A 14,880-nucleotide genomic window follows, 5' to 3' on the forward strand; every position below is an offset into this window, starting at 1 on the left:
AATACGGTGATTTTGATCTGCGAGTTAGAGGTCATGCAATAATCGATCATATTGCTGTTCTAAACCTTTTTTCAAGTTCATCTTTTCAACGACAATTTGTTGCTTAAATCGATTGCGTTGCATAGCATTTAGTTGAGAAACTAATATACCATTTTGATGACGTTGCATTTGGGTTAAAACATAAGCTAGACGTGATACAGGTTGCCACACTTCTCGTTCTGGAACAATTACAATTGCAGGTAATTCCTGCTCTCTAAGCCACATAGTTGAAAAAATTTTTGGGGTAACAATAATAATATTATTTCGTTTGGTTTGACTCTGTCGTTGTATTTTTTCCAACGAGCCAGTAATTCCTTCCGCGACAATATTATAATTCGTTGTCACTGCATATTTTATTTTTTGATACCAATGATTGACCCGTTCTTCATTGGGGACAATTAATAGTATTTCTCCAACATTACGCTGCGTAATAGCTTGTAAATGAACTATTGGAGACGAACGTTGCAATTGTACAACACGAATTGGTTGTAAATCATTATGAACAAATTCACGCTCAACAGTAAAGGACTCCGGTACATCACGTAAGAATTCCGTAACCTCTGTTGGTAAAAACTCACTAACAATCAATAATTTATGAACATTGGAAACAAATTCTGCTTGATAAATCGCACGTTCCAAAATATCGAATACGACTTCAGTTTGCGTTTGTCCGTTAACTTCGGAAAATTCATTTGCCACCACAATGTCATTTTGTAACTGTAAACGTCTAATCTTCAACAATTGCTCTCGAATATCTTGGAACTCGCGAGGAATACTATTTTCGCTAATTTCAAACAGTTCTTTTAAATGCAATATTATCAATAAAAACCGTTCCACGCGTTTTAAATTAGCCCGTTGATTATCAGATTGCAATATCTGTTTTAGTAGTTTTAATGCTTCACTTAAACTCTGTCGAACAAATAAGCGCTGTTTATGTGTCAAACCAGCTATTTCTTGATGATTCAAGCCTTTTAAGGTGTTTTGATACTGCGTAACATTTAAAGAAACGTGAAAATAATCATGTAAGTCATCCACAAATTGCGTTGGCGTTTCCATGACAACAACTGGCCATTTTTCAATCTTTTTCGCTTCACGTAATTTTTGGCTTTGCATAAAATATGTGCTGAAGTTCATGATAATGATATTAGCTTGATGGGCACTTTTATAAGCCTTTTCGTAAAATTGCGCACCACTGTCACCACGAATTGATGAAACATAGTCATCATTTTGAACACCTACCGAAATTTCTCTAAGTAAACCAGTTTTTGTTTGCGTCAGCCAAACCAAAACACGAGCTTTAAAAAATTGAATTTGCAGTGTATTTTTTTCTTTTAAAGTTTGAGCAAACTTTTCAACATCTATATATTCTGAAGGCTCATACAAAATAGCACTCTGTATTGGTCGGCTAAATAGTTTTGTAAGATTAGTAATAATGTCTACTTGCTGAGCTTGTAAACTCTCATCATTAGTCAATAAAACCGCTGTTTTTCCATTTAAAATAACTGGAACCAAATAGGCCAATGTTTTTCCCACTCTCGGACCGGTTAAAATGGTCAGCAAGCCATCGGTACGTTTATTTAGGAATTGATTGGCACGATCCATTAAACTGTTCTGTGCAACATTTGTCGTTAACCACTGCCCAAATAACTTTGTCTTTTCGCCACTTGTTTCTGGATAATCAACTTGCACAGATTTATTAGAAGTATGAATTGATGGTTCTACTGTAGGGGTTAACAAAGCGACTTGATCAACAGTACCAAAATTTTGCTTGTTTTTTGAATGAACAAGCTTTAAAAATTGCTGCGTTTGACGTAGTAACGGCCAGTCACCTTGTTGCAATTGTTTTAATGTAATATCCGGTAATTCTTCAAGCTTTTTCCAAAATTTCAAAAACAGCAAAGCCGTGGCATGTGCATCCGCATTGGCACGATGTGCATTTTTGAGCGTGATATTTAAGTAGGTCGTTAAATCTAATAAACGATATCCTGGAGCTGTTGGAAACAATATTTGAGCAAGCTGTACTGTGTCGATAGCGGCGGATTTTAAGGGTGGAAGACCAGTTCTTTCGAACTCATCATTTAAATAAGGATAATCAAAATTAACATTGTGCGCAATAATCACTGCATCTTGAAGTAAGTTTTGCAATAATGGTGCAATTTCTTCGAAATACGGTGCGTTTTGCACATCAGTTTGTGATATATGCGTGAGCTGTTGAATCTGACGATCAATTAATTGGCCTGGATTGACGAAAGATTCAAAATGATCAACGATTTGACGTTTTTTTATAAATGTCATACCAATTTGAATAATTCGCCCACCTTTTTTTACGCTATGTCCTGTGGTCTCAAGATCGACAACCACGAATGTATCGTTGGCGTTCATATAAAGCACCTTTCTAAACGTGCGTGCTAGCACTTTTTATGTGAGAATTGCGCTGTTTACTACACAATCATTATGCGCACTAAACAACGCAATTCTCTTTTATATTTTACACTAAATACTACTGTGCGGTACAATAGTAAAGTACATCTGGAGAAATTTATGTTAAGTCAAATGAATGGCGTAGGTCAATCCCACGCAAAAGCAATATTAATCGGCGAACACGCCGTTGTTTATGGCGAACCTGCCATTGCAATTCCCCTACCAAATATGACAGTCACTGCTACATTGAGACCAGCATTTCGTGGTCAAACAATTGATGGTGCTGAATTTCATGGCGATTTAAGTGAACTTGGTGCAAACGTTGAAGGTATCCGACAACTATTATTGCGCCTAATCAATAAATTCAAAATGACTAATGTGCCATTCCTTCTTTCTATTGAATCAAATGTTCCTCAAGAGCGAGGTTTTGGTGCTTCAGCTGCTCTAGCAACTGCGATTACAAGAGCATTCTTTGATTACTTTAAGACAACTTTAAGTAATACGGAACTGAACTACTTCACAAATATTGAAGAAGTCATCTCCCATGGATCGCCTTCTGGCTTAGATGCCACCACCGTTAATTCGAGCAACCCTATTTGGTTTATCAAAAACGAAACAATGGAAAAATTTGAAATGAACTTAGCAGGTACGTTGGTATTAGCCGATACAGGTATCCACGGTCAAACCGTTCACGCCGTCAGCATAGTCAAAGAATTTTTGACTAATGATCAAGAACGCGCTTGGTCAACAATTAGTCATCTCGGACAAATTGCTGAAAAAATACGGATTGATATTTCTGAAAATAATCCTGAGCATTTAGGTATGATGTTTACAGCAGCCCACCACGAATTACAATCATTGGGTATTTCACATCCCAAGCTTGACAAGTTAGTTAATGCTGCGAATCACGCGGGGGCTCTAGGAGCAAAGTTAACGGGCGCTGGCATTGGTGGTGCTATGTTTGCCTTAGCTAGAAATAACAATGACGCAATTGCAATTGCCAATGCTCTCAATAAAGCTGGCGCACAGAATACATGGATTCAACCCTTATGAAAGCTACTGCCCATACAAATATCGCCCTCATAAAATACTGGGGGAAAAGAAATACGGAACTGAACTTACCGACAACTAGCTCACTTTCATTAACACTAGACAAGTTTTACACAACAACTTCTGTGCAACCTGCCAATCATGATTGTTTTATTTTGAATAATCAAGTCGTGGACGCTACCCGTGTTCATCACTTTTTGGATATTCTACGACAGCAGTTGGGCAACTTTACACCGTTGCAGGTTGTTTCTGAAAATCACGTACCTACAAGTGCTGGATTAGCCTCCTCTGCTTCAGCTTTTGCTGCATTAACGGGAGCTGTTACACACGAGCTAGGAATGGACCTATCCAAGGAAGAATTATCCCGCTTAGCCCGTCGTGGTTCCGGTTCAGCTAGTCGCTCTTTTTTTGGTAACTTCGCCATGTGGCATAAAGGTATTGACGACGCATCTTCTTTTGCCGAGAGCCTTAACGCACCTGAATTGCCCATTGCTTTGGTTGTTGCTGAAGTTTGTGATGCGCCTAAAAAAATAACTTCAACTGAGGGGATGAAACGTGCAGTTACCTCACCAAATTATGATCACTGGCTATCAAAGTCTGCTAATCAATTCATTGATATGCAACATGCCATACTAGATCAAGATATTGACAAAATTGGTGCTTTGGCTGAAGATAATGCCTTGGGTATGCATGCTTTAAATTTAACAGCTACAAAGAGCCCATTCACTTATTTTACAGACAAAACACAATTAATTTTATCTTTAATACAAGATATGCGCCATCAAGGTATATTAGCCTATGCAACAATTGATGCAGGACCAAACGTTAAAATTATCACAACAGCGCAAGAAGCACCCAAAATTGCGACCATACTAAATCATGCCATACCATCTCTGAAACTTGAAATTGCTCAAAGCGGGCCTGGAATTTCTTATGACTAAAATATTAATCCCTGGTAAACTCTTTTTGGCTGGTGAATATGCAATTACTAATCCTGGTAATACCGCACTAATTGTTGCCATTACTACAGGATTAACAATAGAAATTACTTCAGCACGGGATGTTTCCACTGCTACTTCTAATATCATTACAGATGATCTAACATTCAATATCAACCATGAAACGCCAGAGCAAACTGATGACTGGCGTTTTGTTCGCGCAGCTGTGAATCTGATGACTCACTATGTTCATATGAAAAAATTAAGCCCCAAATTACAAGAAGTAAATATTGATATCAAAAGTAATATGAATCATCATACAGGTAAAATTGGTCTTGGTTCATCTGCGGCCGTGGTTGTAGGCATCGTATCGGCTTTTAATAATCATTTCAAATTCAACCTAACGTTACTGACTCAATTTAAAATTGCTGCGCTCGCACACTTGCACGTGCAAAAAAATGGTTCATTAGGTGATGTTGCAGCAATAACATACGGCGGTGTTATTTCATACCAGAGCCCCGATTTATCTCAATATCAAACAGCAGATAAAAATTGGCTTCAGCCTGAAATTGTTGATGTCCCTTGGAAAAAACTAAACATCGTTCCCCTCAGTTGGCCGCAGGATTGGCAAATCCTCCTAGGTGCCACACATGAAAGCGCCGATACACGTAAGGCACTCTCCTCAAGAACATTGCCAACTTCTTTTTTCAAAGAAAGTCAATATATCGCTGATGTCGTCGTTCAATCGATTATTAAAAATGACTACAAGCAATTTTCAAAAGGTTTAAAATTAAATCAAACCATCTTACAGCACACATTATCCCAGAAATACGTTACACCAAAACTAGCAATTCTACTGCAGACACTTGGCGATACCGCAGGAAAAATCAGTGGTGCTGGATTTGGTGATAATGGGTTTGCGATTGTTAATGGACCTACAGATTTACCAGAAAAGTGGCTTGCAGCTGAAATTGAGCCACATTACGTCCAAATTGCCCCACAGAATCGAGGTTAAAATGACTGAATCTGCTCAATCTCATCGTAAAGATGAACATCTATCACTTGGTGTCAAACTCTGGCGTCAAAATGCAATGCCTGTCATTGGTGCAACTTATGATGATGTACGTTGGTTACCCAACACTTTTCCCGAAATGAGTGTGTCAGAAGTTGATGCTTCAACCAAATTATTTGATCATCACTTTAAATGGCCATTCTATATTGAAGCCATGACTGGCGGATCAGCTTTAACTGGTCGCATCAATATGGAACTTGCTGAGGTAGCTGCTGAGTCAAATATTGCTATGGCAGTTGGCTCACAATCAATTGCACTAAAAGAACCTGAAACACGTGAATCATTCACAATTGTTCGTAAGAAAAATCCCGATGGCTTTCTATTTGCCAATTTAGGCGCCGATCATCCTATTTCAAATGTGCGTACTGCCATTGATATGATTGACGCTAATGCTATTGAACTTCATGTTAATGCTGCCCAAGAACTTGTCATGGCTGAAGGGGATCGCAAATTTTATTGGCTAGACAATCTTGCTGAAATCATTGCAAAGTCACCTGTTCCGGTGATAATTAAGGAAGTTGGCTTTGGCATGAGTCAGTCAACTTTCAAACAAATTGCTAATTTAAATCCAGCTGCTATCAACGTTGGCGGAGCAAACGGAACAAATTTTTCTATTATTGAACAAAGGCGTAATCGACTTTCTGAAGCTGTCGATTTAGATAATTACGGATTATCAACCGTCGAAAGTTTGCTGGAAGCAAAAATGGCTAACAACCATTTACCCCTAATTGCAACGGGAGGCATTCAAAGTGTGAATCATGTTATAACTAGTCTCATGCTGGGCGCATCTTTAACTTCTAGTGCTGGTTTCATGCTCACAACCCTAATGGAAAAAGGTCAAAAATCATTACTCGAAGAAATTAATGCATGGCAAGTAGCGTTACCACGTCTCTTTACTTTACTTGGTGCCCAAAATATAGCTGAGTTGCAACATAAACCATTAATATACAGCCCTAGCCTACAAAGCTTTATTGCACAACAAAAAGCATCTCAATGAGATGCTTTTTCATTTAATTATTTTATTAAATCAACTTTGTCAAAGTCAACAATAGCAATTACCGGCAAATTTCTGAAGAAGTTATTATAATCCATACCATAACCAACCAAAAATTCGTCTGGTACATCTAAACCAAAATAATCAACTTCAAAATCAACTACTCTAGCCTCTTTCTTATCAGCCAACGCCACTGTGGTGACACTTGAGGCGCCCTTTAATTCAAAATAATTGTGCAACCATTGCATTGTTCTTCCTGAATCAATAATCTCATCAACAATAACAACATCTCGATTAGTTAAATCCATGCTAACATCATGAACCACTTTGACTTGGCCAGTTGATGCTGCGCCTGAATAGCTTTTAACGTCTACAAAATCAAAATCAACATCTAAAGGCATCTTACGTAATAAATCAGTAGCGAAAATGACCCCACCTTTCAGTACAGCAATAAAAATTGGACGTTCTTTATTATTTTCGAATTTTGATGTTAATTCATTAGCCACACGCTGAACTTGAGCCTGAATATCTGTTTCTGTTGCCAACACCCCTTTAATAGCAGGATGTGTAATCAAAGGTCTCATGCTAAACCTACCCTCTTAAAAATTTCATCAACATGACGTAGATGATAATGATAATCAAATGCATCGTCAATTTGTTCTTTGGTCAAATTGGATTGAATAGTTGGGTCTGCATCAACCAATTCTCGGAACATCATTTGTTCATCCCATGAACGAGCCGTCAGTGGTTGCACAGTGTCATATGCTTGCTCACGTGATAATCCAGCATCGATTAGGCTTAATAATAGGCGTTGTGAATAAATCAAGCCATAAGTACGATCCATATTCTTTTTCATTGTGTCTGGGAAAACACCCAAATTATTTAGAATACTCGTATGACGATTCAACATGTAATCAAGCAAAGCAGTTGCGTCAGCTAATATAATACGTTCTGCTGATGAATGTGAAATATCACGTTCATGCCACAAGGTCACGTTCTCCAAAGCTGTTACCGCATAGCCACGTAATACGCGGGCAAGGCCAGTAATGTTCTCATCACCAATAGGATTACGCTTATGAGGCATTGCAGAAGATCCCTTTTGCCCCTTAGCAAATCCTTCTTCAACTTCATGTATTTCAGAACGTTGTAGTGATCGGATTTCAGTAGCTAGTTCCTCCATCTGTGTACCTATTAAAGCAATGGTCTGGATATAATCAGCATGTAAATCACGAGGTAACACTTGTGACCCAATTGGCTGCGGTGTCAGCCCAAGCTCTTTCATAGCAACTTCTTCAACACGCGGTGGCACGTTAGCAAAGGTTCCGACTGCTCCTGAGAGCTTACCTGTTTCAACTTCAGCGGCAACACGATCAAAACGTTCAATAGCACGTGTTGCAGAAGCATAGAAGCGTGCCATTTTCAAACCAAATGTTGTTGGTTCAGCATGAACGCCATGTGTCCGTCCCATCATAACAGTATCTTTATATTGCAGAGCCAATTTTTTAATTGCTTCACGCCAATTTTGTAAGTCTTGTTTGATAATATCATTTGCCTGACGTAGACGTAATGCTTGAGCTGTATCAACCACATCAGTTGACGTTAAACCATAGTGAATCCACTTACGTTCGTCGCCAAGTGACTCAGAAACATTACGCGTAAATGCAACCACATCATGTCGTGTTGATAATTCGATTTCTGCAATACGATCAACGTCAAATCTAGCGTTTGCACGTATCTTCTCTAAATCTTTAGTTGGAATGTGTCCTTCAGCGACCCAACCAGCATCAACAGCAATTTCAACATCAAGCCATGTCTGATATTGATTTTTTAGCGACCAAATGTCGCGGAGTTGTTCTCGTGAATATCGTTCAAGCATTATTTTTGTCCTTTGTGAAATAAAGTGAAGCAGCGAGTAATAAGCCACCAAACGTGTTACCTAAAAATGCTGGTACAAGATTATGCAACATTTGTACCAATGTAATCGTACCATTAAAATAAGCAGCTGGCAGTAAGAAAAAATTAGCAATTACATGATTGAATCCAATCAACACAAAAATCATGACTGGAAACCACATACCTACTATTTTCCCAATAGCATCCTTGGCGACCATACCTAAGTATACACCCATCGCCACCAACCAATTCGCACCGATTGCCGAAAAGAAAATCATCGGCATACTTGGGGTTACTTTAGCCATTGCCATTGCTGCAACTTGTTTGCCATAAATATCCACCTTGGTCAGCCCTAAATAGTGTCCAAAAATATAGGCTAATAAAATCGCACCAAGTCCATTGAGCAAAGTTATCAGTGTTACTTCAAAAAAATAACGCAACCAACCCAAATTATGATTTAAAGCGCCGTAACCAAGAATAAACATATTTCCAGTAGCTAGTTCTTGTCCAGTGAACACAATCATAATTAGTCCGACCGGAAATAAGGACGCACCGACCAAAGAGACAATAGGAGATTGGAGAGCAGTTAGTGGTGCCATAGCACGTATTGCTGCTAAAAATCCCAAAGAAATAGCAACGCCACCCAGTATCCCAAGCGTCACTTTTTTCCTGAGAGGATAGCCAACTTTTCGTCGGACAGTATCAACTAGCAATACTTGCATTTCATCGTGTGTGTGCATATTCATCTCCAGAATAACTTGATTTAATTTTCTCTACTCAATTATTTTACCAGTTATTTTACTAGTTGCGTTCGTAATTAAATTAGTATTTTCTCACAAAAATAAAAAAAGTTCGGTTTATCCGAACGAAACAGTGTTTTTTATAATTTTAAGCGAACGTTTGGATTGTAAGCGTTCACAGGCCTAAATAAAACTTTGAAAATAAGGCAGCGAAAATTGCGCCGACAAATGGCGCTATGCCAGGCACAAGAATACCGTATTGAAAATCACTGGAAGCTCGTCTTTTCCAGGGAATAATTGTATATGCAATACGTGGCCCCATATCTCGAGCCAGGTTCATTGCAAATCCAGTGGTACCACCTAAGCCCATACCAACAGCCCAAACTAAGAAAGCCACAGCTAGCGGAACCATACCAGGAGCATCCCCCGCTTTTGCAGAAATAGCTAATATACCTGTCAAAAATACGAATGTCGCAAACATTTCAACAAAAAAATTACGTGGTAAGTTACGAATTGCTGGCGCTGTTGAAAAGATATTACGAACGATTACTGGATCAATATCTTTTTCAGATAACTTAAATTGATCAGCATACATAATGTAGACAATAATTGAGCCGAAAACACCGCCCAATACTTCTACAAAACTAACAATTAAGAAATACTCAAACTGGATATTCCCTAAAATAAGTTGGGCCATCGCCATCGCAGGATTAATATAAACTTCCCCAAAGATAAACAAAACAATTGCTATTCCAAATCCCCAAGTTGTAATCGAAAACAGATGACCTGAACCGTGGTATTTTGTACGATTCAACACTTCATCAGCGTGAACGCCAACTCCGAAAACAATCATGAGCGCAGTGCCCATGAATTCAGCCAACAATTGATGTATCATTTTTAATCTCCTAAGGGGTTGAAAATTTTCATGTGAAGTTTTAAATTACAGTCACCTAACTATATTAAGGCTTCAGGACCAGACTGTAAAGGTTTTTTATGACTTTGTCAACAAACCGTCATATTTCTAGATATTCCGTCAAATCGTAGCTTTTAATAGTTTAATAAAATGCTATAATTACCTTTGATAATTAAAATAAAGAGGACTATAAAATGAAAGCACAAGTTGTCTATGCAACACTTACTGGAAACAATGAAGATGTAGCAGATATTATTATTGAAGCGCTTGAAAATGCTGATGTTACGGTGAAAAAATCTGAAATTAGTCAAACCGAGGTTGATGAATTAGAAGATGTCGATATTGCCGTGGTTGTTCCCTATACATACGATCAGGGCTCACTACCAGATGAAGGATTAGACTTTTATGATGATCTAGCTGATGCAAATCTCGAGGGTGTTGTATACGGTGTTGCGGGATCAGGAGATACCTACTATTTAGATGATTATTGCTTAGCGGTACCAAAATTCGAAAAACAATTTTCGCTTACCAACGCAACTAAAGGTGCAGCAGGTGTCAAAATTAACTTAAACCCACAAGCAAACGATATCCCGACACTACAAAAATTTGCACAAGATTTAATTGCTACAGCTAAAAATAGCAAATAAAAAGAAGGCGTTTAAGCCTTCTTTTTAAATATAACTAATTTACTTAACGCAAAGTTAGAAATGATTACAAAAATATTTTGTATGACATTCCAGATTTGAGCATCTTGCTTTAACAAGTTAACTCCAAAATAAAAAATAACAAAGCCAATTACGGCAGTAGCAATTCTTGCTACCAAAAACTGAAATATCTCATTGATTACCGTATTAAAGTCGTGGGCTGTCGAGTGAAACACCCAAGTTCGGTTTGTAAGATAAGCAAAAAAGATAGACCAAAACCAAGCAAAAAGATAAGATACAGAAGAATTCATATGCCATACTTGAAAGGCTAACCAAAAGGCAATGATGTTAACCAACATTGTTAAGCCGCCAAATACGATATACAAAATAGCTTCTTGGTACTGAGTCAGCAATAACTTTATTTTTTCCATGAATTTCTCCTAAAAATAAAATAGCCCCCAATTAGGCACTATTTCATTTTTCCTTTAAATCATCTGCAAATTCAATTATTGGATTGAATGTTTTACCAGCCTCAAATCCCTTTTTAAAGATATCAAGCTTTTCTTGCTTTCGTTCTGTATTAGAAAACTTAATCTGGAAATATTCAGCCCACATACGTAGTAATGCACGATTACGACGATAGAAATCACGTTTTTTTGCATAATATCTTTTATTTCGGTAAGAATAAAAGTAACGTGGTGTTCGGTTTTCATTATCATTAAGTAGACTACTACCCACATTTTCTGCCATCTTGTGGGTCACTTTTGCGCTTGGAACAAAATATCCAGGTGCAACACGACCAGCGCGTTCAGTATATTCAATATCATCGCCCCAAATAAAGAATTCCGTGATAGGCAACCCAATCTTTTTAACTACTTCACGTTTCATTAATAATGAAACGAACGTTGCATTTTGTAGTTGCACAGGTTCCACTTGATCTTCTGGAATTACTTTCAAACGATTCATTGGTGCTGGTTGATTCATTAGCGCACGATGCCCATCAGTCCAACGAACATCACTAGACAAAAAGCCGAATTGATCTTGTTTATCAGCAAACTTCAATAACTCAGTTAACGTATCTGGATGCACAACAGTATCGTCATCCATCAACCAAACAAAATCATCGGTTGTATGCTCCATAAAGTAGCGTACACCTTTATTAAAACCACCGGCACCACCAATATTTTCTGGCAAACGTACATATTCAATTTGGTTGCCAAGTGACGTTAGATACTCTTGCGTATCTGACTTACTATTATTATCAACCACAATAATGTGTGAAAGTTTGGTATCTTGCGTCTGCAAACTTTCAATTACTTCTTTTAGAAGAGCAAGACGGTTAAATGTGACAATCACTGCACTGACATTCTGAGACATATTGTTTTCCTTAATTCAAAAATATTGTTAAATTTACAACTAATGTTAGTATAAACAAAAAAACCACAGTCGTATAGAAAAAAATTTTTTAGACATATTCCATTTTACATGAATCGTCACAAAATCTAATAAGAATTCAATGAGTTTTATTGCAGCAATCAAACCAAAAACAGAAACAAATATATTTTCCGCTCGACCATAACTAAAGTACACACCACTGATTTTAGCAGCAATTATGGTAACAATGCTCCCTAGCACAATCCAAATAGCTCGCATTTTAGTGGATTTAACAATAATACTATCGTTAATAACGAGCAACCCTGTTCCAAGTAATGCAGCGTTTAAACTGAACGGTAAATCAATTATTTCACCTATATATTGAGGCGCAATCATCAAAACTATTGCAGAAGCGATGAGTAAGCGTTTATTGGCAATTTTTTGACGCATATAATGAGCAAATTTCATCGCAATGGGTGTCATCATTAAAAACCAACCGATTGGGTATTTCGTCCAGACTTCCCCTAATGGCGTATTCAAATTTCCCTCGTTACCAAGTGCACCAGCAGAGATAGCATCCCACCAGTTTCCCATAGCAAATTGAAATGGTGTGTGCACAGGAATCACCTGTAATGTGATAAAAAATCCAATTACTGCTAATATGGTTGAAACCAGCAAATAACAATCAAAGATGTCACCTGGCTTACGATCTTCCAATAATGCCAAACGCGCAATACCAACCAGTAGTAAAGGCCAAGAAAAGTAGCTCACCAGCTTACCTAATCCATGAAAAGCATGTAAATCACCTGCAACTTTTGTTAAATACACAACGCCAATTAAAGCAATGATAACCGTTAAGAAGGCGTTTAAATATTTTTTTGTCATATTATTTCACCTTCTGGAAAAATTTTGTTTTTAGTAGATAGTTTTTACCTGTCGTAATATCATATTGAACGAGTTTAAAATCCTTCACAAGCTTTTGTTGTTCTGTCGTCAAAGATTTTTCATCAATATTTTTTCCGTTTTTATCAATAAATGACAGTTTACCATTCTCATCACGTTTATAGTTGTTAATTGTTGGGACTTTTTCAAGTAATTCGGTCTTCAATGCCCAGTACGGATCGACTTTCATATTGTTCATTTTAAGAACCATTGCAGTGAAATCGGATGGGTCTGCATAGTTTTCTGAAACATCAACTGTACCATTGGCTTTCTTGGCTGCATCATTTTGCCAAATAAAATAGGGGGTTGAATGCGCCGATAAAGCATCTGTAGATGTGTTCACGAAGCTAAATATTCCTGGCCAATGATCCCCATACCAGACCAGTGTAACTGGCCGCTTTAACTTGTTTAATTTATCAAGAAATGCTTGTGTAGCATTATCCGTGTAATGAAGTCCTTGCAAATAAGATTCTATCGTATCCAAATCAGCATTTGAATCAGTGGGCTCAATAACATTGTAATCACGTCCGGTGAATGTCCAAGGTGTATGATTTTGCATTGTTAATAATTGAATGAATTGGCTGTCATTACCACTACTAATTTTAGAAAGCACATTTTTATATGCTGAAGTGTCGCTAGCATGATTGCCGCCACCAACTGAAGCTGTATATTTGACTGGTATGTCACTGTCAGTTGTATAGAAGTAATTAATACCCATATTTTTGTACACAGCACGTCGATTGTAAAATGAACCCACATATGGATGGACGACAATTTTTTTATCAAATTGTCCAGTGACCGTTGATTTCTCATTAATGCTACTTGTTAATTGTGAATACGGCATCGTAATTGTTGGCTTATAAGCTGTAATATTAAATCCCGTCAAGGTCGAATATTCAATTCCAGCAGTACCACCGCCATAACCTGAGGAAACCATATGACCGGAACTTGTAGTATTCATAATATTATTGAGTTTTTTTAAGGGATTATCACTAATTGTCAATCCCGGTACATAACTTGGTTTTGTCAGAGATTCACTGAGCGTATAAATGACTGTTTGGTTTTTAAAGTTCGTATTTTTTCGTGTTGCATTGATACTTTTTGCTTCGCCTTGGTATTTCTTTACAAGTTTCTTCATTGTGTCCTGGCTATAACTCTTCGGTTCTACCATGGCATCTGTTGTTCGCGAATTTAGCAATGCAATGATCCCGCCATTAGAGACAGCATCGTAAAGTGAATCCCACACTTTAGGGTCATCCCCGAGCTTAATAAAGGTTTCTTTGTTTTGATCAGAGTTTATTTGGAAAAAAGGCACCAACGCCAAAATAGAAATAATCATTAATACTGCACGCAAGCGAATTGATCTAAAGACGATCCATTTACTGCGACGATAAATAATGAAAAGTAACACCGCCATAACAATTAGAACTACCACAAAAGCTATCACTAATTTGATATCTAACATCCCTATCAAATTACCAAGAGCCGTCACTTCTTGTAGGCTTGCCTCGGTTATCGCTTCTTGTCTGACGTTAATCAATTGGTATTCAGCAACCGTTACAATGGCTGTTAAGACAGCCATCACGATAATTGTTACCGGTATTCGGTTACTGATAAGAGTAATAAGCCACATCAATATCATTAGAATCACGACATTTATACCGGCCGACGTCGTCTGATTAATGACAAATTGTATGCCATTTGTCCAAGCACTACGTCCCCAATCACCGGTGCCATAGGTCGGATCTGTCAGCATAACGCCAATCTGAATAATGTAAAGTGATACTATGGATAACCACAGGAACAAAAAATTAAGTCGTAAAAATTTAAATATTTTATACTTTATCTTCATTTTATTTT

General features: G+C 37.6%; 14 protein-coding genes. 5 read left to right on the forward strand and 9 right to left on the reverse strand.

The genetic code is table 11. The annotated features are described in order from the left end of the window. Nucleotides 1-24: 24 nt before the first annotated feature. Nucleotides 25-2,421, reverse strand: a complete 2,397-nt coding sequence (locus A6B45_RS06635) for an exonuclease domain-containing protein (RefSeq protein WP_072613882.1) — start codon at nt 2,419-2,421, stop codon at nt 25-27. A gap of 159 nt (nt 2,422-2,580) precedes the next feature. Here A6B45_RS06635 and mvk point away from each other — a divergent pair, with 159 nt between their 5' ends. From mvk to fni, 4 genes are read left to right on the forward strand one after another with little or no spacing between them, the layout of a single operon-like run. Next, the gene (gene mvk, locus A6B45_RS06640) at nt 2,581-3,513 is read left to right on the forward strand and encodes a mevalonate kinase (RefSeq protein WP_025268234.1); all 933 of its coding nucleotides are present in this window, start codon (nt 2,581-2,583) and stop codon (nt 3,511-3,513) included. Further along, a complete protein-coding gene (gene mvaD / locus A6B45_RS06645) occupies nt 3,495-4,451 on the forward strand; it encodes a diphosphomevalonate decarboxylase (RefSeq protein WP_072613883.1) in 957 nt (318 codons plus the stop codon). The genes mvk and mvaD overlap by 19 nt, the downstream gene beginning before the upstream one ends. Next, the gene (locus A6B45_RS06650) at nt 4,444-5,463 is read left to right on the forward strand and encodes a mevalonate kinase family protein (protein ID WP_072613884.1); all 1,020 of its coding nucleotides are present in this window, start codon (nt 4,444-4,446) and stop codon (nt 5,461-5,463) included. Before mvaD ends, A6B45_RS06650 begins: the two co-directional genes overlap by 8 nt. A gap of 1 nt (nt 5,464) precedes the next feature. Then, on the forward strand, nt 5,465-6,517 hold the full coding sequence (fni, locus tag A6B45_RS06655) for a type 2 isopentenyl-diphosphate Delta-isomerase (RefSeq protein WP_025268237.1): 1,053 nt from the start codon (nt 5,465-5,467) through the stop codon (nt 6,515-6,517). Between the two features lie 17 nt (nt 6,518-6,534). Here fni and hpt read toward each other — a convergent pair whose 3' ends face one another. The 4 genes from hpt to larD form a co-directional block, all read right to left on the reverse strand. Then, nucleotides 6,535-7,098, reverse strand: coding sequence for a hypoxanthine phosphoribosyltransferase (gene hpt, locus A6B45_RS06660; RefSeq protein WP_072613885.1), 564 nt, complete (start codon nt 7,096-7,098; stop codon nt 6,535-6,537). Next, nucleotides 7,095-8,390, reverse strand: a complete 1,296-nt coding sequence (gene purB, locus A6B45_RS06665) for an adenylosuccinate lyase (RefSeq protein ID WP_025268239.1) — start codon at nt 8,388-8,390, stop codon at nt 7,095-7,097. Before purB ends, hpt begins: the two co-directional genes overlap by 4 nt. Next, on the reverse strand, nt 8,383-9,147 hold the full coding sequence (locus A6B45_RS06670) for a formate/nitrite transporter family protein (protein WP_081371178.1): 765 nt from the start codon (nt 9,145-9,147) through the stop codon (nt 8,383-8,385). The genes purB and A6B45_RS06670 overlap by 8 nt, the downstream gene beginning before the upstream one ends. 175 nt (nt 9,148-9,322) lie before the next feature. Further along, nucleotides 9,323-10,042 carry a D/L-lactic acid transporter LarD gene (gene larD, locus A6B45_RS06675; protein ID WP_072613887.1) on the reverse strand — a complete coding sequence of 240 codons (720 nt, stop codon included), beginning with the start codon at nt 10,040-10,042 and terminating at the stop codon, nt 9,323-9,325. Nucleotides 10,043-10,254: 212 nt separating this feature from the next. On the opposite strand from larD, the gene A6B45_RS06680 reads away from it, so the two are divergent. After that, complete coding sequence (locus tag A6B45_RS06680; protein ID WP_025268242.1) at nt 10,255-10,707, forward strand: flavodoxin; 453 nt, start codon at nt 10,255-10,257, stop codon at nt 10,705-10,707. Between the two features lie 11 nt (nt 10,708-10,718). Here A6B45_RS06680 and A6B45_RS06685 read toward each other — a convergent pair whose 3' ends face one another. Genes A6B45_RS06685 through A6B45_RS06700 form a run of 4 tightly spaced genes read right to left on the reverse strand, consistent with a single transcriptional unit; the run spans nt 10,719 to nt 14,872 of the window. Beyond that, nucleotides 10,719-11,135, reverse strand: coding sequence for a GtrA family protein (locus A6B45_RS06685; protein ID WP_072613888.1), 417 nt, complete (start codon nt 11,133-11,135; stop codon nt 10,719-10,721). A gap of 43 nt (nt 11,136-11,178) precedes the next feature. Beyond that, on the reverse strand, nt 11,179-12,081 hold the full coding sequence (locus A6B45_RS06690; protein WP_025268244.1) for a glycosyltransferase family 2 protein: 903 nt from the start codon (nt 12,079-12,081) through the stop codon (nt 11,179-11,181). Between the two features lie 45 nt (nt 12,082-12,126). Next, the gene (locus tag A6B45_RS06695; RefSeq protein ID WP_237048945.1) at nt 12,127-12,963 is read right to left on the reverse strand and encodes a fucose 4-O-acetylase; all 837 of its coding nucleotides are present in this window, start codon (nt 12,961-12,963) and stop codon (nt 12,127-12,129) included. A 1-nt stretch (nt 12,964) separates the two neighbouring features. Continuing rightward, nucleotides 12,965-14,872: an LTA synthase family protein gene (locus tag A6B45_RS06700; protein ID WP_072614497.1), complete on the reverse strand. Its 1,908-nt coding sequence runs from the start codon at nt 14,870-14,872 to the stop codon at nt 12,965-12,967. Nucleotides 14,873-14,880: the final 8 nt, after the last annotated feature.

The sequence above is a fragment of the Leuconostoc suionicum genome, assembly GCF_001891125.1.
Classification (GTDB): Bacteria; Bacillota; Bacilli; order Lactobacillales; family Lactobacillaceae; genus Leuconostoc; species Leuconostoc suionicum.

What these genes read in the sequence shown, in the direction of transcription:
- A6B45_RS06635 (WP_072613882.1), bottom strand. Translation starts at nt 2,421, where the DNA reads ATGAACGCCAACGATACATTCGTGGTTGTCGATCTTGAGACCACAGGA.
- mvk (WP_025268234.1), top strand. Translation starts at nt 2,581, where the DNA reads ATGTTAAGTCAAATGAATGGCGTAGGTCAATCCCACGCAAAAGCAATA.
- mvaD (WP_072613883.1), top strand. Translation starts at nt 3,495, where the DNA reads ATGGATTCAACCCTTATGAAAGCTACTGCCCATACAAATATCGCCCTC.
- A6B45_RS06650 (WP_072613884.1), top strand. Translation starts at nt 4,444, where the DNA reads ATGACTAAAATATTAATCCCTGGTAAACTCTTTTTGGCTGGTGAATAT.
- fni (WP_025268237.1), top strand. Translation starts at nt 5,465, where the DNA reads ATGACTGAATCTGCTCAATCTCATCGTAAAGATGAACATCTATCACTT.
- hpt (WP_072613885.1), bottom strand. Translation starts at nt 7,098, where the DNA reads ATGAGACCTTTGATTACACATCCTGCTATTAAAGGGGTGTTGGCAACA.
- purB (WP_025268239.1), bottom strand. Translation starts at nt 8,390, where the DNA reads ATGCTTGAACGATATTCACGAGAACAACTCCGCGACATTTGGTCGCTA.
- A6B45_RS06670 (WP_081371178.1), bottom strand. Translation starts at nt 9,147, where the DNA reads ATGCACACACACGATGAAATGCAAGTATTGCTAGTTGATACTGTCCGA.
- larD (WP_072613887.1), bottom strand. Translation starts at nt 10,042, where the DNA reads ATGATACATCAATTGTTGGCTGAATTCATGGGCACTGCGCTCATGATT.
- A6B45_RS06680 (WP_025268242.1), top strand. Translation starts at nt 10,255, where the DNA reads ATGAAAGCACAAGTTGTCTATGCAACACTTACTGGAAACAATGAAGAT.
- A6B45_RS06685 (WP_072613888.1), bottom strand. Translation starts at nt 11,135, where the DNA reads ATGGAAAAAATAAAGTTATTGCTGACTCAGTACCAAGAAGCTATTTTG.
- A6B45_RS06690 (WP_025268244.1), bottom strand. Translation starts at nt 12,081, where the DNA reads ATGTCTCAGAATGTCAGTGCAGTGATTGTCACATTTAACCGTCTTGCT.
- A6B45_RS06695 (WP_237048945.1), bottom strand. Translation starts at nt 12,963, where the DNA reads ATGACAAAAAAATATTTAAACGCCTTCTTAACGGTTATCATTGCTTTA.
- A6B45_RS06700 (WP_072614497.1), bottom strand. Translation starts at nt 14,872, where the DNA reads ATGAAGATAAAGTATAAAATATTTAAATTTTTACGACTTAATTTTTTG.